The sequence below is a fragment of the Rhodococcus sp. ARC_M12 genome, assembly GCF_022810385.1.
Taxonomy (GTDB): Bacteria; Actinomycetota; Actinomycetes; order Mycobacteriales; family Mycobacteriaceae; genus Rhodococcoides; species Rhodococcoides navarretei.
Genome location: NZ_JALGQI010000012.1, coordinates 44,764 through 66,031, shown reverse-complemented (window position 1 = coordinate 66,031; position 21,268 = coordinate 44,764). Strand labels below are relative to the sequence as shown.

Below are 21,268 nucleotides of genomic sequence, written 5' to 3'. Positions count from 1 at the left end.
CAGATGATGCAGGACGGTACCGACAACTTCGGTTCTCGAAGGCTGTGGACAGCAGCTCACGTCCGACAGGCCGAGGCACCTCGAGGAGTTTGTCGGTGGTTCCCGATAGCGTCGTCGGTATGAGAATCCTGCACACCTCGGACTGGCACATCGGTCGCACCTTTCACGGTGTCGACCTGTTGGCCGATCAGAGCGCTGTGCTGGCGTCCATCGCGGAACTGGTTGCGGCACAATCGATCGATGTGGTGGTGGTGCCCGGCGACATCTACGACCGCGCTGTTCCCAGTGCCGATGCCGTCCTGGTCTGCAACCGCGGGCTCGAGGCGATTCGTGCGGCCGGTGCCGTGATCGTCGCGACGTCGGGAAACCACGATTCACCCGCACGGCTGGGCGCAGGCGCTGCGTTCGCCTCGGCCGGCGGGTTGCATCTGATGACTCGGGTGGGCGACGTCGCCACCCCGGTCGTCATCGACGACGAGCACGGCGGCGTTGCGTTCTACGGGATTCCGTATCTCGAGCCAGAAACCACGCGCCTCGAACTCGACGTTCCCACCGCACGTACTCACGCCGATGTGCTCGGTGCCGCAATGGATCGGGTGCGCGGCGACCTCGCTGCGAGAAGTGAAGCAGGGCAACGCGTTCGATCGGTCGTGCTCGCCCACGCATTCATAGTCGGCGGTGAGGCGACCGGCTCGGAGCGGTCGATCTCCTCCGGCGGCATCGAAACCGCGCCTGCGTCGGCGTTCGACGGGGTCGACTACGTGGCGCTCGGACATCTGCATTCCCCTCAGACACTGACCGACCGGGTGCGGTATTCCGGTTCGCCGTTGCCCTATTCGTTCGGCGAGCGGTCGCACCGCAAGGCGGTGTGGATTCTCGACCTCGACGCGAACGGGCTCGGCAGCGTAGAGCGAGTGGACCTGCCGGTGGTGCGCGGACTCGCCCGTATCGAAGGCACCGTCGAGGAATTGACAACGGGCGCAGCGTATTTCGAGTTCGAGGATCAATACGTTTCCGCCGTGCTCACCGACGAGGTGCGTCCGGTCGACGCAATGCGATTGCTGCAGCAGCGTTTCCCGCACGCGATCCACCTGGAATGGCGTCGCCCGGAGGGCTCGGGCGAGCTTCGCTACCGTGACCGTGTGCGCGGCCGTAGCGATCTCGACATCGCCACTTCGTTCGTGACGGATATGCGCAGTGTGCCGACGGCAGCGGAGTCCGCACTTCTGGCTCGCGCTCTGGCCTCCGTCCACCGTGAGGCCGAGACCACCCGCGGGCCGGCCACCGCCGCCGGCCGCGGTGCCGCATGAGGCTGCATTCACTCGAGATCACCGCCTTCGGCCCTTTCGCGGGCACCGAGACGGTGGACTTCGATGCGCTGGGAGCAGACGGGCTCTTCCTGTTGCACGGCCACACCGGAGCGGGCAAGACGACGGTGCTCGACGCCGTGGCGTTCGCGCTGTACGGAACCGTGCCCGGAGCCCGTCGCGAGGGCAAGCGACTGCTGTCCGATCACGCAGCCAAGGGCGCGGTTCCACAGGTCACGTTGGAGGCCACACTCGGTGGGCGACGCATCAGGATAGTACGCAGCCCGGAGTTCCTGCGGCCCAAGCTTCGAAGCACGGGTACTACCAAACAGCACGCCAAAGCCAGTCTCACCTGGCTCGACGGCCGCGGGCAGAACCTCACCCGGCTCAATGAGATCGGTGACGCCGTCAATGCGCTGCTCGGGATGAGCGCCGACCAGTTCTTTCAGGTGGTGCTGCTGCCGCAGGGCGAGTTCGCGCGATTCCTCCGAGCCGACAGCGACGAACGCGGAAACCTACTCGAAAGACTCTTCGACACAGGCCGATTCGGTGACGTCGAAGAGTGGTTCGCGCAGCGCCGCCGGGAGCTCGCCGCCGAACTCGCCGACGCCCACCACGCCATCGACATCATGCTGGGGCGCGTATCGCAGGCGTCGGGAGAGCCCGAGCCCACGAGCGAGGACAGCGAACAGCCCGATCCACTCGAGTGGGCGGCCGACGTCCTGGACGATGCCCGGCAGAATCGAACCCTCGCGCAGGGCCGGGCGGTGCTGATCGACGCGGCAGCTCGGCGTGCGTCGGCAGCTCTGGCGAAGGCCACCACCGTTCTCGATCTGCAGCGGCGACGCGCTCTCGCCGAGGGCCAACTCGCGCACTACGAGGAGGGCGAGGCGGCACGACTGGCGCGCAGAACCGAGCTCGCCGACTCCGCGGCTGCAGGGCCGATCGCGGACGCGGCCGGAGACCTTCGCCTCGCACGCCTGACCACCGACGCGGCCACCGCCGCACTCGCTGCGGCGGAGCGTGGCCTACCGACAACGGCGGAGGGGCAGCGCTTTCACGCTGCACTGCACTGGCCGCCCGCGCCGACCGATCCGTCGGACGAGCGCGCTGTCGTCGCACAGTTCGTGCGCGACTGGACCACCGATGTCGCTCGGCTGCAGTCGCTGCTCGGTCTTGCCCGCGAGGCCGACCGACTCGACGGCACTCTCGCCGACTACCGTGCGCAGCAACGCACCACCGCGGCGGCGATCGAGCGCACCGTGCAGTCGCAGGCCTCCGTGCCCGAGAAGATCGCGGCGGTCGAATCACGGATGGCCCGAGCCGCCTCGGCTGCGGCAGAGTTGCCGGGCCTGGAGGAGCGCTGCGGTCGGGCCCGCGCGGCGGCCGAGTCCGCACTCGAATTGGTTCGTCAGCGCGCGACTCTGGCCGAGGCCGAACGTGCCCGCGACGCCGCCGCGGCAGCGCACAACACGGCCTGGGAGCATCTGCTCGATCTCCGTGAGCGACGCATCGACGGGATGGCGGCCGAGCTGGCGGCCCGTCTGGAGGCGGGGGAGCCGTGCGTCGTGTGCGGATCGGAGGTGCACCCGCATCCCGCTGCAGCGTCCATGTCGACGGTGACCAAGGCACAGGAAGACAAGGCCGCTGCCGCAGAACGCAAGGCCGCCGCTGCGCTCGATCGAGGGGTCGCGGAGGTTGCGGAAGCGCGACGTGGCGTCGACCTGCTGCACGACCGTACCGGCGGGGTCTCCGCGGCGGAGTTGACCCAGATGCTCGATGCCGCAACCACCGCAGTGCAGGACGCCCGAGCGCGGGCCGCCGATGTCGAACCGGCAACCGCAGAAATGAACCGCCTGCGGAGCGAGTCGCAGGCGCTGACGGTCACGCTCCACGATCTCGTCGCCTCGCGTGGTGCCGTGGACGAACGCATCTCGGCTACCGAGGAATCGCTGGCGCAGATGCGGGCGTCGGTAGCCGAGGAAGTGAACGAGGGCGCGTCGCTGGCAGATCGAATCGCGGAGCGAGAGAACCTGATCGACGGTGCCCGGCGAATTCAGGAAGCGCGCATCGCCTGGCTCGACGCCACCGTGCGGGCGGATGCACTGGCAGCCGAACTGGACCGACGGGTACAGGCGTCGAACTTCGAGTCGGTCGACGCAGCGGCCGGGGCAGTGCTGGCCGCCGACCGCGTCGAGCAGATCGAGACCGAGCTGCGCACCGCAGAGGAGACGCGTGCGCATGCCGAGCACGTGCTGCGCGAGCCCGCCATCGTGGACGTGGCAGGTCGGCCGCCTGCGGATCTGGAACCGCTCGATCAGGCGTGCGCCGAGCTGGACGACGAGGTCCGGGCTGCTGCTGCGACGGTGGCGGAAAGCCGAAGGCGCGCAGACGACCTGGAACGCCTGATCGCCGAATTGTTCACCGCCGCCCAGGCCATCGCGCCACAACGCGCCGAATTCGACGAACTCGCCAACCTGGCGGACGTGGTGGCAGGTCGGGGGCAGAATGCGCGCAAGATGTCGTTGCGCTCCTACGTACTCGCGTCGCGGCTCGAGGACGTGGCCGAGTCCGCATCCGCGCGGCTGCGTCGAATGTCCTCGGGGCGCTACGAATTCGTGCACTCCGACGAGGCCGGCGTCCGCGGAAAACGGGGTGGTCTCGGGCTGGACATCAGGGACGACTACACCGGCGTCGTGCGCTCGGCCAAGACACTCTCGGGCGGTGAGGCGTTTCTCGCGTCGCTCTCGCTCGCGTTGGGCCTGGCCGACGTCGTGGCCGCCGAGTCCGGCGGTGTTGTCCTCGACACCATGTTCATCGACGAAGGATTCGGCACACTCGACGCCGACACGCTCGAATCCGTGATGGCGGTTCTCGACGAACTACGTGCAGGCGGACGCGTCGTGGGCGTGGTCAGCCATGTCGACGAGATGCGGCAACGCATTCCCAGCCGGCTCTACGTCAAGCGGGAGCGTTCCGGATCCACCCTTCAGGTCGTAGCGTCCTGACCTGAAGCAGGTTTGTCGGATTTCGACTCGTCCTCGTCGTCCAGACCGGCCTGCTCCTCGGTCAGCCCATCGGGCGGCGGGATTTCGTCTTCGAGTTCGTCCTGATCCGGTTCGTTCGAGCGTTCGTCGATCTGCTCGGACAGGTACCGGATCAGCACAGCGGCCACTGCGGCCGCCGGGACGGCGAGGAACGCGCCGATGATGCCGAACAGTGAGCTGCCGCCCGCCACGGCCAGCAGCACGATCGCCGGGTGCAAGTTCATGCTGCGGCTCTGCAGGATCGGCTGCAGCACATTGCCTTCCAACTGCTGGACCGCAACGATGATGGCGAGCACGATCAACGCAGTCGTCAGCCCGTTCGCCACCAGGGCGACCAGTACCGCGAGAGCACCTGCGACGAACGCACCGACGATCGGGATGAAGCCACCGATGAACGTCAGGGTCGCCAACACCAACGCCAGCGGAACACCCAGAATGACCAGTCCGAGTCCGATGAAGAAGGCATCGATGAAACTGACGATGGCCTGAGTTCGGATGAATCCGCCCAGCGTCGCCCACATTCGTGAGAGCACCTCGCCCAGGTGGCGTCCGGCGCGGCCACCGGAGAACCCGTGCAGCCACGGCAGGAACCTCGGGCCGTCCTTGACGAAGAAGAACGTCAGCACCAACACCAGCGCCAGAGTGACCAACAGCGAGCCGGCCGCGGAGACGCCGGTGAAGACGCCGGTGGCGATGACCTCCCCGCTGTCCTGTAGCCGAGACACGATCGCCGATACCGCCGAGTCGATCTGGTCGTCGCCGATGTTCAGCGGCGGCCCCTTCAACCAGTCCTGAACCTGCGCGATACCGCCGGACGCCTGGTCCACCAACTCGGGAGCCTGTTCGGCGACCGACGGAACGATCAGGGTGATGATGCCGCCGATGACGACGAAGAACACCACGAGCGACACCGAGGCGGCCAGTGCGGGAGGAAATCCCAGACGCATCATCAGTTTCGCCGGCGGCCACAGCACCGTCGCGACGATGACAGCGAGCAGAACCGGCAGCAGGATCACCCAGAGGTGGCCGATCAGCCAGCCCAGTACCCACGCCCCGGCAGCGATCGAAATGAGAATGAGCGACCACTTGGCAAGCCACAGACCGCCGACCCCGATGAGGTCACCGCGATCACTGCCGGGCTTCTCGGACTTCGACGTACTACCGGGAACTGCCGATTCGGTCACGGTGGGGTCCTCACAGTCGGCGGTTGGCGGTTCGTGATGAACCATAACGTCCCGGCGTGCCCAGCTGTATGTCACCGCCGTCCAAGACAAGGCCGGTCAGGCCGCCTCGTGCGCCAGCAACCACTTCTTCACCGGCAGTCCCCAGCGGAAACCGCCGAGTCCGCCGCCGATGCGCACCACCCGGTGGCACGGCACGAACAGTGCAGCGGCATTGCGAGCGCATGCCGACGCAGCTCCGCGGATGGCCGCCGGTCTCCCGGACAGTTCGGCGAACTCGGAGTAGGTCACCGGCGCGCCGGGTTCGACGGTGCGCAATACGCCCCAGGCATGCATGAGAAATTCGCCGGATCGTTGTGCGACGGCCACGGAGTCGACAGCCCTCAGCTCGCCGCGGTGATAGCTGTCGACGGCGCGGGTCACGTCGCCGAGATCGGACACAGCGCGGACGGTCTCGGGGCGCATCGTCGAGTGGATCAGGACGCGCAGTTCCTCGACGTCGGCGGTCCACCCGGATGCGAGGACGCGCTGATCGGCGTCGACGATGGTGCTGAACGGCCCGATCGGGGTGTCCTGGGTGGCGGCGGTGGCAGTCATGCTCGTCTTCTTTCCAGTGCGGTGATCCACAGGTGCATCGAGACGTACGAACGCCACGGAGCCCAGCGGGCGGAGTCCTTCAGCGAGATGTCCAGGGCTTGTGCGCCCTGGCGGACGACCAGGTCGGTATCGAGCAGAACATCGGGGTCGCCGAGTAGCCGCATCACGACGTACCGGGCGGTCCAGGGGCCGATTCCTTTGAGCGCGAGTAGTTCTCGCTCCAGTTCCGGCCCTTCTCGCGCGGGATGCAGCACGACGGTTCCCGACGCGATGGCGTCGGCGACGCGGATGACGGTCTGGACCCGGGCGGTAGGTCCGGTGAGTACCTCGTGGCCTCGTTCGGCGATGACGGCAGGTTCGGGAAACAACCTGGTGACCGTGTCGTTGCCGAGATCGAGTGGTGCACCGAGAGCGTCGACGAGCCGGGCGGTGTGGGTGGCCGCGGCCTTCAGGGAGATCTGCTGTCCGATCACCGTGCGCAGCAACATCTCTGCGCCGTCGACCACTCCGAGGGCGCGAATCCCCGGGTGGGCGTCGACGCTCGCTGCCAACTGCGGGTCTGCGCGCAGGGCGTCGTCGACGGCGAGTGGATCGGCATCGAGGTCCAGCAGGTGTCGGATGCGGGCGACGGCAGGAGCCAGATCGCGCATGTCCTGCAATGTCACTGCGGCACTGACAAATCCGTCCATCACCCGTAGTGCGACGAGTCCGGCGGCGTGCGGCAGGCTCAGGGATCTCACGTATTCGCCGTCCTCGGCGAAGGATTCGATGCCATCGACCACGTGGCCTCGAAGGAACCACTCGATCCAGCCGCGATCGAGCGGTGGGCGGTACGGCAACCGTAGCGTGACGGTTCCGCCTGCGGTCGGTACGGCGGTGCGGTGTGCCTCGCGACGCAGCGTCGACGGGTCGACGGCGAAGACTTCCTTGATGGTGTCGTTGAATTGCCGGACGCTGGAGAACCCGGCCGCGAAGGCGACGTCGGCCATCGACATGTCCGTGGTCTGGATCAGGGTGCGGGCGGTATGGGCGCGGTGCGCGCGGGCCAGAGCGAGCGGGCCTGCACCGACTTCGGCGGTCAACACGCGGGTCAGTTGCCGGCTCGAGTAACCGAGGGTGCTCGCGAGGCCGTCGACACCCCCGCGTTCGACGGCTCCGTCGGAGATCAACCGCATGGCGCGAGAATTGAGGTCCGAGTGGATGTTCCACCGTGGGGAACCGGGGGAGGCGTCGGGCTGGCAGCGGCGGCAGGCGCGGTAGCCGGATTGTTGCGCCGCCGCTGCGGTGGCCAGAAACGAGACGTTGCTCGGCTTGGGTGTACGGGCCGGGCAGGAGGGTCGGCAGTAGATGCCGGTGGTGGAGACGGCGGTGAAGAACTGGCCGTCGAACCGTGCGTCACGCGAGGAGACCGCGCGATAACACCGATCGAAGTCCAGCTCTTGCACCTGCCGTTCGCTGCTCATGCACCTACTGTGTCAGCGCGGACGCGTCGGTGCTAGCGGGAATCGGACATCACCGTGTCAACAGCATCGGGCCCCGGGGTTTCGGTCCGCCTCCGCGTGCCGGTCCTTCCAGTACTGCCGCACGGTCGGCGGTTCCTGATCCGGATGGTGGCGGGCCAGATGGGCGACATAGCGGTCGTAATCGTGGTCGCCCATCACCGAGGTGATCCACCACCACAGCCCGCGCATCTAGTGCGCCGATCCGGGTCGACGGACGGTGCCGGCGTCGATCAGCTCGTCCCATTCGGCCTGGATCTTCTTCTCGGCCGGGGTGAGGACGAAACCGGTGGGACCGAAGATCTTCGACGGCACCTCGGGCTCCTCGTTGTCGGGCAGGGTGTCTCCTCGAACGGCCTTGATGCACACCCACACTCCGGCGAACACGACGACCAGGACGAGTACCGCGAAAATGATCGACAGCGTGCCCTGAATGAAGGTGTTGCGGATGACGGCGTCGATGGCCTCGGGTGTCCCGGCGGTGCGGAACTCGCTGAGGCCCTGCGCCTTGGCATCGCGGAACTGCGAGTGTTGCGTCCAGTAACCGATGGCCGGGACCGAGGAGAAGATCTTCTGGTACGACGCCGTCATCGTCACGATGAGGTCCCAGGCCAGTGGAACTCCGGGAATCCACGCCCACTTGTAGAGACCTCGTTTGACGACGATGACGAGTACCACCGTCAGCGCGATCGCCGCCAGCAGCTGGTTGGCGATACCGAACAGCGGGAACAGGGTGTTGATGCCGCCCAGGGGATCGGTGACGCCCATGAGAAGGATTGCGCCCCAGGCTGCGACGACGATGATCGAGCAGATCCAGGCACCGGGACGCCACGACGGATCCTTGAACTTCTTGGCCGATGCACCGGGCAGGTTGCCGATGCTGTCGGAGAGCATGAAGCGTGCGACGCGGGTGCCTGCATCGACCGTGGTGAGGATGAACAGCGCCTCGAACATGATCGCGAAGTGGTACCAGAACGACTTGAGTCCCGCTCCGCCGAAGACCTGGCTCAGTACCTCGGACATGCCGAACGCGAGGGTCGGGGCGCCGCCGGTGCGGGAGATGATCGACTCCTCGCCCACATCGGCTGCGGCCTGGCTCAATTCGGCCGGGGTGATGTCCCCGCCGCTCAAGCCGAGTCCGTTGAGGTATGGCACTGCGGTCTCCGGAGTCCCGCCGGTGAGCGCAGTCGGTGCGTTGAGTGCGAAGTAGAGGTGCTGATCGAGAACGCAGGCGGTGATCAGAGCCATGATGGCGACGAACGATTCGGTCAGCATGCCTCCGTAACCGATCATCCGCATCTGCTTTTCCTTCTCGAGCAACTTCGGCGTGGTGCCCGAGGAGATCAGTGCGTGAAAGCCGGACAGGGCACCGCAAGCGATGGTGATGAACAGGAACGGGAACAGCGAGCCGGCGAACGCCGGGCCGTTGCCCTCGGTGGCGAAGGTGGTCATCGCGGGCATCTGGATCTCGGGACGGGCGATGAGAATTCCGACGGCCAGCAGTGCGATGGTGCCGACCTTCATGAACGTCGACAGGTAGTCACGCGGTGCGAGTAGCAGCCATACCGGCAGGATGCAGGCGAGCAGACCGTAGCCGATGAGCAGCCAGGCGACGGTCACCTTCGACAGCGTGAACCAGTTGTTGCCCCAATCGGTTTCGGACACCCAGCCGCCGGCGATGATCGCGAACAACAGCAGGACGACGCCGATGAGCGAGACCTCGGTGACGGCACCCGGTCGCAGGAAGCGCAGGTAGACGCCCATGAACAGCGCGATCGGGATGGTGAGTGCGATGGAGAAGACGCCCCAGGGACTTTCGGCGAGGGCGTTGACGACGACCAGTGCGAGCACGGCGATCAGGATGATCATGATGGTGAACACGGCGATCAGGGCGGCGGTGCCGCCGACGACTCCGAGTTCGTCGCGGGCCATCTGACCGAGGCTGCGGCCGTGGCGGCGAGTGGAGATCCACAGCACCAGGAAGTCCTGCACCGCACCGGCGAACACGACGCCGATGATGATCCACATGGTGCCCGGGAGGTAGCCCATCTGGGCGGCGAGGACGGGTCCGACGAGCGGGCCCGCTCCGGCGATCGCGGCGAAGTGGTGGCCGAACAGCACCCGACGATCCGTCGGCATGTAGTCCTTGCCGTTTTCCAGTATCTCGGCAGGAGTGGCGCGGTCGTCGCGTGGGAAGACGATCTTGCGTTCGATCAGCCTGGCGTAGAAGCGAAAAGCGAAGATGTACGTGCACACCGCGGCGATGACGAACCAGACGGCGTTGGGGTTCTCCCCCCGCACTATCGCGATGATCGTCCACGCAACACCGCCGAGGAGGCCGATGGCGACGAGCATCAGACGCTTTGCCGTGGTCATCGGATGTGATTCGACGACTCCGACCGGTGGTAGGTCGGGGTCTGTCTTCAGCAGTTCGACGTGGGGATCGTCGGGCGCTTTCAGTGACATGTGTGGGGTCTCCAGGATCGCAGGTGTGACTGCGATCACCCTATGTGTGGCGCAGGTGCACGTCCTCGAATCGAGGCTTCGTGGTGCGCCCGGCGGTCGCTGGAGTGCGACGAGCGGCAATCGGGCCGTGAGACCGCCTGCTGCTAGCTGCCGAGGGCGTCGTCGACGGCCCGGGCGCTGAGTACCTGGTCCAATACCAGTGCTGCACTGCCGATGACTCCGGAGAGGTCGCCGTGGGTGGTCGACTGGATGGTGAGGGCCTTGGTGGCCAGGGCGGTGGCGTTTCCGTAGACGGTCTCGCGCAGTCCTGCGACGAAGATGTCGTAGGCGTTGGCCATGTCGCCGCCGATGATGAGCACCTCGGGGTTGAGCAGGTTCACGGCCCCGGCGAGGGTTTCGCCGATGTGGCGTCCGCTGTCACGGATGAGTCTGCGTGCTTCGGGGTCGCCGCTCACCGCGAGGTCGACGACGCCTCGGATGTGGCCCACTTCTCGGCCCTGCTCGTTGAGTGCGCGCACCAGCGCCCAGCCGCCTGCGATGGCTTCGAGGCAGCCGCTGTCGCCGCACCGGCACGCGACCCCGGCGGCGGCTGCGGTCTTCGTGTGGCCGAATTCGCCTGCCGCGCCCAGTGATCCACGTTGTAGCGCGCCGCCCGCCACGATCCCGGCACCGAGACCCGTCGAGGCCTTGACCAAGAGGGCGTTCTGGAAGCGATCTCGGTTGTCCCGGCGTTCGGCGAGCACCATCGCGTTGGCGTCGTTGTCGAGAAACACCGGAGCCGACGTGGTGTCGGCGAAGAACGGGGCCAGCGGCACACCGTCCCAGCCGTGCATGATCGGCGAGTCCAGGCTGCACCCCCGTGCGGTGTCGGCGGTGCCGGGGATGGACAGGCCGACGCCGAGGATTCGATGTTCGGTTCGGTGCGACTCGTCGAGCAATGCCTGCAAACGCTTGGTGATCTGCGGCATCAGCTCGTCCGGGCCGATGCCGATCTCCTGTTCGACGGTATCGCTCGCGAGAAACTCCCCGCCGAGAGTGAACACGCCCAATTGCGAGCGACTGCGGCCGATCGCGGCGGCGAGTACGACTCCCGCGTCGACGTCGAAGGACAGTCGCGCCGGGGGACGCCCTCCCGTCGAGTGGGTGTCCTCGGTTTCGATGATCAAGCCGAGGCCGGTGAGTGCGGCGACGCGGGAGGCGACTGCCGACCTGGAGAGTCCGGTGATCCGGCCCAACTCCGCGCGGGTATCGGCTTCGCCGTCGCGAACCAGAGCAAAGATCTCACCTGCAGTCGCAGGTGGAGCGCTCAGGCGCGGCATCGACATATACGCCATTCAACCAACTGGCAACTTTTACGGCAACACCCTAAGAATTGCTACTTAGAACTTTGAAAAACATAAGTTGGGTTGCCGATGTACTTAACTGGCTTTAGGCTCAGTCGTGAGAGACCGAACATCGGAGATACTCATGGACACACTTCACCCGGTTCTGCGTCAGGTAACCGACCGCATCGCAGACCGCAGCCAGTCCGATCGCACCAAATACCTCGCTCGCATCGCGGCAGCCGGAGACCGCGGCCCGGCCCGTGGCCGACTCGCCTGCGCCAACATCGCCCACGGCTTCGCAGCCTCAGGAACGGCCGACAAGAAGGCGCTCCGCGGCATGGTCAAGCCCAACATCGCGATCGTCTCCGCCTACAACGACATGCTCTCTGCGCACAAGCCGTTCGAGACCTACCCCGCTGTGCTCAAGAAATCCGTCATCGACGCCGGCGGCATCGCGCAGTTCGCCGGGGGCGTCCCCGCCATGTGCGACGGCATCACCCAGGGCCGCGACGGCATGCAACTGTCTCTGTTCAGTCGGGACATCATCGCGATGTCCACGGCAATTGCGCTGTCCCACGACATGTTCGACGCCACCCTCATGCTCGGCGTGTGCGACAAGATCGTCCCCGGAATGCTCATCGGTGCACTGAGTTTCGGTCATCTGCCCGCTGTGTTCGTGCCCGCGGGTCCGATGACGTCCGGACTTCCCAACGGCGAGAAGGCGAAAGCCCGCCAGCTCTACGCCGAGGGCAAGGTGGGTCGAGAGGCACTGCTGGACGCCGAGGCCGCGTCGTATCACGGCAGTGGCACGTGCACGTTCTTCGGAACGGCCAACTCCAACCAGCTGCTCATGGAGGTCATGGGTCTGCATCTGCCCGGCTCGTCGTTCGTCAACCCCGGAACCGCGATGCGCGACGCATTGACCCGCGAAGCCGCCCATGTCGTCACCGGTCTGACGTCGTTGGGCGACAACTACACCCCGGTGGGGGAGGTCGTCGACGTCAAGTCGATCGTGAACGGCTGCGTCGCGTTGCTGGCCACCGGTGGTTCGACCAATCACACGATGCACCTCGTCGCCATCGCAAAGGCTGCGGGTATCACGCTGACGTGGCAGGACCTCTCCGATCTGTCGGCCGTGGTTCCGCTGATGGCCAGGATCTACCCCAACGGCAAAGCCGACGTCAACCATTTCCACGCCGCCGGCGGACTCGGGTTCGTCATCGGATCTCTGCTCGACGCCGGGCTGATGCACGACGATGTGAAAACCGTTGCCGGGCAGGGTCTGCGCCGCTACACGCAGGAGCCGAAGCTCGACGGCGACGGGGTGATGTGGCAGGACGGCACTCGAATGAGCCACGACGACACCGTGTTACGTGGTGCGAACGAGCCGTTCAGTGCCGACGGCGGACTGAAGATGCTGACCGGACCGATCGGAAAATGTGTCATCAAGACTTCTGCCTTGGCTCCCGAACATCGGGTGGTCACCGGACCGGCGCGAGTGTTCGACGACCAAGCGGACTTCCTCGAGGCATTCGACGCAGGGCTTCTCGACGGCGACTTCGTTGCTGTGCTGCGTTATCAGGGCCCGCAGGCCAACGGCATGCCCGAGTTGCACAAGCTCACCCCGGCACTCGGAATCCTGCAGGACAAGGGGCGGTCCGTCGCGCTGATCACGGACGGCCGGATGTCCGGTGCCTCCGGAAAAGTCGCTGCAGCAATTCATCTCACGCCCGAGGCCGCGAGTGGGGGACCGATCGCGAAAATTCTCGACGGTGACATGATCACTCTCGACTCCCTCGACGGCACATTGTCGATCGACGTTCCGCTCGACGAGTTCGAGGCTCGACCGGTCACCGGTCGCGTGTTGGACGCCGACGAGTGGTCCAGCACCGGCCGTGACCTGTTCTCCGGTATGCGTGCGCTCGTCGGCCCGGCCGACGAGGGCGCGATGTTCGTGATGCGTTGAGCCCTGTAACTCCAGAAGAAGGTAAGAACGTGACTGTATCCCTGCTCGACCGCGTACCCGTGATTCCCGTCGTCGTCATCGACGATCTCGAGTACGCCGTTCCGATCGCCCGTGCCCTGGTGCAGGGCGGAGTGCCCGTGATCGAGCTGACCTTGCGCACTCCGGTGGCACTCGACGCCATCGAGCGCATCGCGGCGGAGGTCCCCGAGATCCTCGTCGGCGCAGGCACGATCATCACTCCCGGCCAGGCAAAGCAGGCCGCCGACGCGGGTGCTCAGTTCCTGGTCTCGCCCGGTTGCACGCCTTCCCTGACGAAGGCCATGCGCGACACCGGACTACCACATCTGCCCGGTGCCGCAACGGTGTCCGAGGTGCTCACTCTCCTCGAAGCCGGCTACACCGAGCTCAAGTTCTTCCCGGCCGAGGCGTCGGGTGGCGCGAATTTCCTGAAATCGATCCACTCGCCCATCCCGGCCGCACGCTTCTGCCCGACGGGTGGAATCTCCACCGCCAATGCATCGAGCTATCTGGCGCTTCCCAACGTCGAATGTGTCGGGGGATCGTGGCTCACTCCGGCCGCGGCTGTCGCAGAACAAGATTGGGATGCCATCGTCACTCTCGCGGCAGCCACGGCCGAACTGGTCTGAGCTACCGCACGAGCGTCAGGTGCGGGCCCGCGACCCACGCTGTCGCCTCGGCGGGGAGCCTGCCGTCCTCGAGTGGAACGGTCGAGACGAGGACGTCCCCACCGGGAAGCTCTACCGGCGAGGTGCCGAAGTTGGTCACGATGTGCCAGCCACCGGGTCGAACGAAGTGCAGGGCATCGTCCTGGGTCTCGATCCACTCGAGCGTTTCCGCGCCCTGCAGACGGCGGCGCAACGCGAGAGCGGCGCGGTACAAGCCGAGAGTCGAATCCGATTCGGACATCTGTGCATTCGCGGCATACTCGGCGAACCATTCGGGTTGCGGCAGGTGCGCATCGCCGGAACCGAATCCGAAGGACGGACCGTCGGACTGCCACGGCAACGGAACTCGGCAACCGTCGCGGCCGACCTCGCTACCGTTGCGGAAGAAGATCGGATCCCGACGATCGGCGTCGGGAATCTGGCCGACTTCGGGTAGACCGAGCTCTTCTCCCTGATACAGGTATGCCGAGCCGGGAAGGGCGAGCATCAGCAGGGTCGCGGCCTTCGCGCGGCGGAGGCCACGTTCTGCGTCGACCTCGGCCGGATCGCCGCCACCGAACAGCCAATCGATACCGTCGGTGCCCTTGTTGTTTCCGTGCTGGTCCTTGCCACCCGTGCCCTTGGGCAGGCCGTATCTTGTGGCGTGGCGGACCACATCGTGGTTGGAGAAAACCCAGGTCGACGACGCACCGGACTGCGCTGCGTACTCCAGGTTCGTCTCGATGATCCGGCGGAACTGGTCGGCGTCGAAATCCGCCTTGAGGAGATCGAAATTGAACGCCTGCCCGAGCCCCGTCGGCGACGCGTACCTGGTCACTCGATGGGGTGGTACCCACACCTCCGCGACTGCCATCCGAGGAGGGGTGTACTCGTCGAACACCGTTCGCCATGCGGCATAGACGGAATGGACGTCGTCGCGGTCCCACAGGGGATGGTCGCTGCGGGTGAAGACCTCGTCGGGATCGGTGGTCCAGTTGCCGTGCACAGCCGCAGTCATGTCTTTCTTGAGGGCGTGCGCCACATCGACGCGAAAGCCGTCGACACCTCGGTCGGACCAGAATCGCAGGGTCGTCAGGAAGTCCTCGTTGACTTCGGGGTTGTCCCAGTTCAGGTCCGGCTGCTCCGGGGCGAACAGGTGCAGGTACCACTGGCCGGGCGTTCCGTCCGGCTCGATGATGCGCTCCCAGGCGCTGCCGCCGAACATCGACGTCCAGTCGGTGGGCGGGAGTTCACCGTTCTCGCCGCGACCGTCGTGAAAGATGTAGCGTGCACGGGCCTTCGAATCACGCGGTGATGCGAGTGCCTCCTCGAACCAGGCGTGCCGATTCGAGGTGTGGTTGGGGACGATATCGACGATGATCCTGATTCCAGCGTCGTGTAGACCCGCGACCAGCTCGTCGAACTCGTCGAGCGTGCCGATGGTGGGATCGACGTTGCGATAGTCGTCTACGTCGTATCCCCCGTCGGCCAGCGCCGACGGATAGAAGGGACTCAGCCACACCGCGTCGATCCCGAGATCGCTCAGGTACGCAACCTTGTTCGTGATGCCGCGGAGATCGCCGATCCCGTCGCCGTTGGAATCGGCGAAGCTGCGCGGGTAGATCTGGTAGACCGCTGCCTGACGCCACCAGTCGGCATCGATGTCGCTCGTCGAGACGGGCTGAACTGAATTCTGGATGTCGGTCATCATATTCTTTCTGGGAGTGCAGCTTTCGATGGTCGTGAGGTCAGCCCTTGACGGCACCGGAGATCATCGCTTTCACGAAGTGGCGTTGGAAGATGAGGAACACCACGATGGTGGGAGCCATGATGAGCAACGAGCCGGCGTTGAGCAGAACCACATCGGTGGAGTACTGACCCACGAAGTTCTGCAGCGCCCCCGCCATCGTTCGTTTGGCCGGGTCGTCGATCAAGACGATGGCCTGGAGAAACGTGTTCCACGTCCACAGGAACAGCAGCAGGCACATCGACGCCAGGGCCGGTACTGCCAGGGGAATCTGTATGTATCGGAACGCTTTCCATGCACCTGCGCCGTCGAGTGATGCTGCTTCGGTGAGTTCCTTGGGCATCGACAGGAAGTGCGCGCGCATCCAGAAGACGGCGAAGGGCATGAACGTTCCGATGAGTACGAGGATCAGCCCCAATCTGGTGTTGAGCAAGTTCATCTCGCGCAGCTGGTAGTAGAGCGGAACGATCGTCGCTTCCCTCGGGAGCGTCAGGCCCAGGAGGAGAAGCAGGAACACCGCTGTACCGCCGGGGACTTTCAGCTGACCGAGTCCGTAGCCGGCCATCGCGGCGAACAGGGCCGCGACCGGTACCACTCCCGCGACCAGGATGATGCTCGAGATCAACAGCGGTGTCACCTCGGCGACCCGCCACGCGTCGACGAAGTTGTGCCACTGGGGGTCCGACGGCCAGGACAGGCCTAGCGGGACGGTGCCCTGCGGTTGCAGCGCGGCCGAAAGCATGCTCAGCAGCGGCAGGATCGAGAAGATCATCGTGCCGATCAGCAGTACCAGGCCTGGAACCCGTTGACGTACGGAGGTTTTCATGGTCACTTCTCCCTGAAGATGCGCTGGAGGGGCACGATGACCACCAGGATCAACGCGGTGAGGACGACGGCGAGTGCGCTGGCGAGCCCGACCCGGGATTCGGTGAATCCGAGTTGGTAGATCTGCACGCCGGGGACGGTGGTGGAGTATCCAGGACCGCCCTGGGTGGACATGAACACTATGTCGAAGCTGGCGAGGGCGGCGATGACGGTGACGGTGACGCACACACCGATTTCTGCTCGCAGTGCCGGGACGGTGACGTAGCGAAAGGTGTGGAAGAAGCCGGCACCGTCGATGCGGGCGGCCTCGTAGATCGAAGTGTCGATCTTTCCGATGCCGGAGATCAGCAGGATGGTGCAGAAGCCCAATCCGAGCCAGGTGCCGATGATTCCGACGGCGGGCAGTGCCCAGTCGAAGTCGCCGAGCCACGACCGAGTGATGCTCTCCAGGCCGATCGCCGAGAGCGCCTGGTTGACGGTTCCGTTGCTGGAGAACATCCACACCCAGGCCACTGCGGCTGCTGCGCCGGGAATGATCTGCGGCAGGAACAGCAACGTACGGGCAGCAGTTCCGAGGCCACGTATGCGGATCTCCTGCAACAGAGCAGCGACGAGAAGGCCGCCGATGACCGGGAAGACGGTGAAGAACAGGATGAGGAAGAACGCGTGTCCGATCGACGACAGCAGCTGCGGGTCGGTGAGCACGCGGCCGTAATTGTCGAGCCCCACCCAGCTGCCGACCGAGATGCCGTCCCAGTTGTAGAAGGAATACCAGATGGTCGTCAACAGGGGCCGTAGAACGAACACGCCGTAGACCAACGCTGCGGGGAGGACGAACAGCCAGCCGGTGAGGGCGCGTCGTGCGCGGGTGATTCGTTCCACTCGCCCGGCTGGGTGTCTCGGCGTCGTTGCGGCCGTGGGGGACTGGGTTCGGTGCGTGGTGGCGGTCATTTCAGAAGGTCCTGCTCGTAGGCGGATTGGATGGCGCTCATCATCTCGGCGGGCGTGGTCCTGTCCGCGACGAGCATCTGGACTTGCGGCAGCCATGTTCCGGTCATGCCGTTGGTGGCGTTCTGCACGAACTGAACCTGGCCGTTGCCGTCGACGAGTCGCCCGAAGGCGTCCTGGACGTCCGCGCCCACGGATCCGGGCTCGGTGGCGGGTATGTCGCCGGTGCCGGACGGTGCGAACCCGGCATCGACGGCAACCTGCCGACCGGCGTCCGAGCGAAGGAAGTCGAGAAACGCAGCGGCGGCGTTCTTGTTGTCGGAACCGGATGGGATCGCGAAATTCGAGACCGGATCCGACATCGCCAGCACGCTTCCGTCTCGTGTGGGTGGCAGCATGAAGCCGACGTTGTCGCCCAACTTGGTCTGCAGCGTCGAGGAGTCCCAGTTTCCCGACGCGTAGAAGAGTCCCTCGCCCTCGGCGAATCTGCCCGCGGCAGTGGTGGCGTCGGTACCGTTGGTGTCCTCGGGGTAGTAGCCCTGCTGCGCCCACTCGGCGACCACCGATGCTGCGTCCACTGCGGTCGGAGTGTCCAGGGTTGCACCCGGAGTGTTGAAGACCCAGTCGTTCATGGCATCTCGCCCCAGGTAGGTGTTGAGCATCATCTGGACGGCGAAGGTGACCTGAGCGTTCTTGTTGCCGGCCATGATGGGGAGGATTCCTGCGGCTTTCGCGGATACGAGCGCAGTCTCGAATTCCGCGAGAGTGGATGGTGGTTCGGTCATACCGATCTCTCGGGCGAGTGCCTTGTTGTAGTACAGACCGGTGACGGTGAATCCGCTGGCCATCGTGTACTGCTGCCCGCTGCCTCGGACGCCGTTCTCGTCGACGCGATACATGGCCAGTTGGCCCGCGGGCAGATCGTTCCATCCGTAGGCCTCGGCCCACGGGTCGAGCACGGTCAGCTGGTTGTTGTTCACCGCAGCCGGCAGTGCGATGATCCGCGCGATGTCGGGCGGATCCGCGGAGCTGATCACGCGGGGTGCGTTGACTGCCTGAACGTCGTCCGGGTCGTAGCGGGCGGTGATGGTCACGTTCGGGTGGAGTTCGGTGAACGCTGCGATCAGGGCTTCGTCGATCGCCTTCAGGCCGGCACCGTCGTAGAGGGTCAGCTCGATCGGCTCGGTGCCGAGATCGGTACTGACCTCGACGGGAGCCGCGGGAGAGCTGGTGGTGTTACCACTGCCGGGCGGTGCGCAGGCCGCCGCGGTGGGGAGAAGTGCGGCGCAGGCGGCGACCGCGAGGCGTCGCATCCACCTCGATCCAGCTGTGTGATGTGAATTCATCGTACCTCCGCAGTGAGATGCGCATCACAGTTCGGAAGCGCTTCCGGAGCATATGTCGGAAGCGCTTCCGAAATCAAGTGGTTGGGGTTACGCTCGCCTCGTGACCGACCAACGTGGATCCCTGAGCTTGAGCGATATCGCTCGTGAAGCCGGCGTTTCCCTCACCACCGCCTCACGCGCCCTGAACAATTCCTACGGCGTATCGGCGGCGACGAGAGACAAAGTTCTTGCTACCGCCCGACGCCTCGACTACGTGGTGTCGCCGGACGCGGTACGCCTGGCGAGTGGGAGCCGAACGCAGCGAGTGGCGTTGGTCGTTCCGCACGTCGAACGCTGGTTCTTCGGTGAGATGGTCAATGGAATCGAGACGGTGCTCGCCGCGGCCAACGTCGACCTGCTGCTCTATCAGGTCGGGGGACCCGAGGATCGCCAGGACTTCTTCAGTAGGTTGCCCGCGCGTCGAAAAGTCGATGCCGTTGTGGTGGTTGCCTTTCCGGTCGATCGCGTCGAGCAGGAGAGGCTCGAGCTGATGGGCGTCGGGATCGTCGCGGCAGGTGGGCAGAGTGCCGCGTATCCGTACGTCTGCATCGACGACTATCAGGCCGGTCGAACGGCCGTCGACCACCTCGTCGAGCTCGGCCACCGACGAATCGCGATGATCGCCGCACACGATCCGGACCAGCCGGGGTGGCCGATGCGATCGGGGCGCTCGGAGGGCTACGTCGACGCGTTGGCCGCCGCCGGTGTCGCCGTGGACAATTCGCTCATCCGGGATGTGGACTGGGGCGGACTCAACGCCGCGGCTGCAATGGACGATATCTTCGACGCTGCCCAGGGCGATCCGCCGACCGCAGTCTTTGCACACAGCGACGAACTCGCACTCGGGGTCATGCGAACTCTGCGTCGACGCGGTATGCGGTTCCCGGAGGATATTTCGATCGTCGGGATCGACGATCATCCCGTCGCCGCGCTGACAGACCTGACCACCGTCCGCCAATCCGTACGCGAGCAAGGCGAAATCGCCGCTCGCCTCATTCTCGACGTGTTGAACCCCGTCGCAGGCGAGGGCGCACCCCGCGCCGTCACCGCACCGATCACCTTGACCGTTCGAGCCAGCACCGGACCGGTGCCCAACCGAACGCGGCCGCCGGCGCAGGCCACCCGAGACCACTAGGAGAGACCCCGCGCTCACCCTTGTTCAGCCCACTCGGATCGTCCGGCACGTTCCTGCCGGTGGAGGGATTTCAATCTCATGGCAACAATCTCGTACGACCGCGCAACCAGGCTTTTCCCCGGATCCAGTACGCCGGCAGTCGACGCGCTCGACCTGCAGATCGAGGACGGCGAGTTCCTCGTTCTCGTCGGCCCGTCCGGCTGCGGTAAGTCCACCTCGCTGCGCATGCTCGCCGGTCTCGAGGAGGTCGACGGCGGCCGCATCATGATCGGCGGCACCGACGTCACGCACTCCGAGCCCAAGGATCGCGACATCGCGATGGTCTTTCAGAACTACGCGCTGTACCCGCACATGAGCGTCGCCGAGAACATGGGCTTCGCACTCAAACTCGCCGGCACCGACAAGGCCGAGATCCGCACACGCGTCGGGGAGGCCGCCGACATGCTCGACCTCGGTGACTACCTCGACCGCAAACCCAAGGCGCTCTCCGGTGGGCAGCGCCAGCGAGTTGCCATGGGGCGAGCCATCGTTCGTCAGCCACAGGTGTTCCTCATGGACGAGCCGTTGTCGAACCTCGACGCGAAACTGCGAGTGCAGACCCGCACCCAGATCGCTCAGCTGCAACGCCGGCTCGGAACCACCACCGTCTACGTCACCCACGATCAGGTCGAGGCCATGACGATGGGCGACCGGGTGGCGGTGCTGAAATCCGGTGTTCTGCAGCAGTGCGCGTCTCCTCGCGAGCTCTACCGAAGCCCCGTGAACGTGTTCGTTGCCGGGTTCATGGGCTCACCGTCGATGAATCTGTTCACTGTGCCCATCGCCGACGGCGGCGTGCAGATCGGCGAGCAACTGGTTCCCGTTTCTCGCGACGTGCTCACGGCCGCGAGAGGGCGTGAAGTGGTGTTCGGAATTCGACCCGAGCACGTCCAGATCGCGGATTCGGGCGGTCTGGAACTGACCATCGACGTGGTCGAGGAACTCGGATCCGAGGCATTCGTGTTCGGCAACACCACCATCAACGGTCAGGTTCAGCATCTGGTCGCCCGCGTCGATTGGCGCAACCCTCCAGAGAAGGGGCAGGTCGTCCACGTTCGTATCGACGAGGCACATGCCCACATCTTCGCCACCACCCCCGGCGGAGAACGACTGACGTAGCGACCGATGGAACCGGA

16 protein-coding genes are annotated in these 21,268 nt (G+C 65.6%); 6 read left to right on the top strand and 10 right to left on the bottom strand.

The window, feature by feature from the left end; all coding sequences use genetic code 11:
- Positions 1 to 119: 119 nt before the first annotated feature.
- Both MTX35_RS16315 and MTX35_RS16310 read left to right on the top strand, forming a co-directional pair.
- Positions 120 to 1,310 (top strand): exonuclease SbcCD subunit D, encoded by a 1,191-nt coding sequence (locus MTX35_RS16315; protein ID WP_243595991.1) that lies wholly within the window; start codon positions 120 to 122, stop codon positions 1,308 to 1,310.
- Positions 1,307 to 4,315, top strand: a complete 3,009-nt coding sequence (locus tag MTX35_RS16310; RefSeq protein ID WP_243595990.1) for an AAA family ATPase — start codon at positions 1,307 to 1,309, stop codon at positions 4,313 to 4,315. The genes MTX35_RS16315 and MTX35_RS16310 overlap by 4 nt, the downstream gene beginning before the upstream one ends.
- On the opposite strand, the gene MTX35_RS16305 is transcribed toward MTX35_RS16310, so the two are convergent.
- From MTX35_RS16305 to MTX35_RS16280, 6 genes are all read right to left on the bottom strand, one after another.
- On the bottom strand, positions 4,297 to 5,538 hold the full coding sequence (locus MTX35_RS16305) for an AI-2E family transporter (protein ID WP_374230312.1): 1,242 nt from the start codon (positions 5,536 to 5,538) through the stop codon (positions 4,297 to 4,299). The two genes, MTX35_RS16310 and MTX35_RS16305, sit on opposite strands and share 19 nt — an antisense overlap.
- Before the next feature lie 96 nt (positions 5,539 to 5,634).
- The gene (locus MTX35_RS16300; protein ID WP_243595988.1) at positions 5,635 to 6,132 is read right to left on the bottom strand and encodes a methylated-DNA--[protein]-cysteine S-methyltransferase; all 498 of its coding nucleotides are present in this window, start codon (positions 6,130 to 6,132) and stop codon (positions 5,635 to 5,637) included.
- A complete protein-coding gene (locus MTX35_RS16295; protein WP_243595987.1) occupies positions 6,129 to 7,595 on the bottom strand; it encodes a DNA-3-methyladenine glycosylase 2 family protein in 1,467 nt (488 codons plus the stop codon). Before MTX35_RS16295 ends, MTX35_RS16300 begins: the two co-directional genes overlap by 4 nt.
- Before the next feature lie 57 nt (positions 7,596 to 7,652).
- The gene (locus MTX35_RS16290; RefSeq protein WP_094641195.1) at positions 7,653 to 7,823 is read right to left on the bottom strand and encodes a YbdD/YjiX family protein; all 171 of its coding nucleotides are present in this window, start codon (positions 7,821 to 7,823) and stop codon (positions 7,653 to 7,655) included.
- The gene (locus MTX35_RS16285) at positions 7,824 to 10,097 is read right to left on the bottom strand and encodes a carbon starvation CstA family protein (protein ID WP_243595986.1); all 2,274 of its coding nucleotides are present in this window, start codon (positions 10,095 to 10,097) and stop codon (positions 7,824 to 7,826) included.
- A 143-nt stretch (positions 10,098 to 10,240) separates the two neighbouring features.
- Positions 10,241 to 11,422 carry an ROK family transcriptional regulator gene (locus MTX35_RS16280; protein WP_243595985.1) on the bottom strand — a complete coding sequence of 394 codons (1,182 nt, stop codon included), beginning with the start codon at positions 11,420 to 11,422 and terminating at the stop codon, positions 10,241 to 10,243.
- A gap of 142 nt (positions 11,423 to 11,564) precedes the next feature.
- Between MTX35_RS16280 and edd the strand changes: the two genes are divergently transcribed.
- Complete coding sequence (gene edd / locus MTX35_RS16275) at positions 11,565 to 13,388, top strand: phosphogluconate dehydratase (RefSeq protein WP_243595984.1); 1,824 nt, start codon at positions 11,565 to 11,567, stop codon at positions 13,386 to 13,388.
- Between the two features lie 29 nt (positions 13,389 to 13,417).
- A complete protein-coding gene (gene eda, locus MTX35_RS16270; protein ID WP_243595983.1) occupies positions 13,418 to 14,035 on the top strand; it encodes a bifunctional 4-hydroxy-2-oxoglutarate aldolase/2-dehydro-3-deoxy-phosphogluconate aldolase in 618 nt (205 codons plus the stop codon).
- A gap of 1 nt (position 14,036) precedes the next feature.
- Here eda and MTX35_RS16265 read toward each other — a convergent pair whose 3' ends face one another.
- The 4 genes from MTX35_RS16265 to MTX35_RS16250 are packed head-to-tail and all read right to left on the bottom strand — an operon-like array spanning position 14,037 to position 18,919.
- Positions 14,037 to 15,761 (bottom strand): glycoside hydrolase family 13 protein, encoded by a 1,725-nt coding sequence (locus tag MTX35_RS16265; RefSeq protein WP_374230311.1) that lies wholly within the window; start codon positions 15,759 to 15,761, stop codon positions 14,037 to 14,039.
- Positions 15,762 to 15,801: 40 nt separating this feature from the next.
- Positions 15,802 to 16,626, bottom strand: coding sequence for a carbohydrate ABC transporter permease (locus MTX35_RS16260; RefSeq protein WP_243595981.1), 825 nt, complete (start codon positions 16,624 to 16,626; stop codon positions 15,802 to 15,804).
- 2 nt (positions 16,627 to 16,628) lie between these two features.
- Positions 16,629 to 17,576 (bottom strand): carbohydrate ABC transporter permease, encoded by a 948-nt coding sequence (locus MTX35_RS16255; protein ID WP_243595980.1) that lies wholly within the window; start codon positions 17,574 to 17,576, stop codon positions 16,629 to 16,631.
- A complete protein-coding gene (locus MTX35_RS16250) occupies positions 17,573 to 18,919 on the bottom strand; it encodes an ABC transporter substrate-binding protein (protein ID WP_243595979.1) in 1,347 nt (448 codons plus the stop codon). Before MTX35_RS16250 ends, MTX35_RS16255 begins: the two co-directional genes overlap by 4 nt.
- Positions 18,920 to 19,019: 100 nt before the next feature.
- Between MTX35_RS16250 and MTX35_RS16245 the strand changes: the two genes are divergently transcribed.
- Entirely contained in the window at positions 19,020 to 20,093 is a 1,074-nt protein-coding gene (locus MTX35_RS16245; RefSeq protein WP_243595978.1) for a LacI family DNA-binding transcriptional regulator, read from the top strand.
- A gap of 78 nt (positions 20,094 to 20,171) precedes the next feature.
- Entirely contained in the window at positions 20,172 to 21,251 is a 1,080-nt protein-coding gene (locus MTX35_RS16240; RefSeq protein WP_243595977.1) for an ABC transporter ATP-binding protein, read from the top strand.
- Positions 21,252 to 21,268: the final 17 nt, after the last annotated feature.

Excerpts from the sequence above, each read along its gene's own strand:
- MTX35_RS16315 (WP_243595991.1), top strand. The coding sequence starts at position 120 with ATGAGAATCCTGCACACCTCGGACTGGCACATCGGTCGCACCTTTCAC.
- MTX35_RS16290 (WP_094641195.1), bottom strand. The coding sequence starts at position 7,823 with ATGCGCGGGCTGTGGTGGTGGATCACCTCGGTGATGGGCGACCACGAT.
- MTX35_RS16265 (WP_374230311.1), bottom strand. The coding sequence starts at position 15,761 with ATGACCGACATCCAGAATTCAGTTCAGCCCGTCTCGACGAGCGACATC.
- MTX35_RS16240 (WP_243595977.1), top strand. The coding sequence starts at position 20,172 with ATGGCAACAATCTCGTACGACCGCGCAACCAGGCTTTTCCCCGGATCC.
- MTX35_RS16285 (WP_243595986.1), bottom strand. The coding sequence starts at position 10,097 with ATGTCACTGAAAGCGCCCGACGATCCCCACGTCGAACTGCTGAAGACA.
- MTX35_RS16260 (WP_243595981.1), bottom strand. The coding sequence starts at position 16,626 with ATGAAAACCTCCGTACGTCAACGGGTTCCAGGCCTGGTACTGCTGATC.
- edd (WP_243595984.1), top strand. The coding sequence starts at position 11,565 with ATGGACACACTTCACCCGGTTCTGCGTCAGGTAACCGACCGCATCGCA.
- MTX35_RS16280 (WP_243595985.1), bottom strand. The coding sequence starts at position 11,422 with ATGTCGATGCCGCGCCTGAGCGCTCCACCTGCGACTGCAGGTGAGATC.
- MTX35_RS16255 (WP_243595980.1), bottom strand. The coding sequence starts at position 17,576 with ATGACCGCCACCACGCACCGAACCCAGTCCCCCACGGCCGCAACGACG.
- MTX35_RS16295 (WP_243595987.1), bottom strand. The coding sequence starts at position 7,595 with ATGAGCAGCGAACGGCAGGTGCAAGAGCTGGACTTCGATCGGTGTTAT.
- MTX35_RS16300 (WP_243595988.1), bottom strand. The coding sequence starts at position 6,132 with ATGACTGCCACCGCCGCCACCCAGGACACCCCGATCGGGCCGTTCAGC.
- MTX35_RS16310 (WP_243595990.1), top strand. The coding sequence starts at position 1,307 with ATGAGGCTGCATTCACTCGAGATCACCGCCTTCGGCCCTTTCGCGGGC.
- MTX35_RS16250 (WP_243595979.1), bottom strand. The coding sequence starts at position 18,919 with ATGAATTCACATCACACAGCTGGATCGAGGTGGATGCGACGCCTCGCG.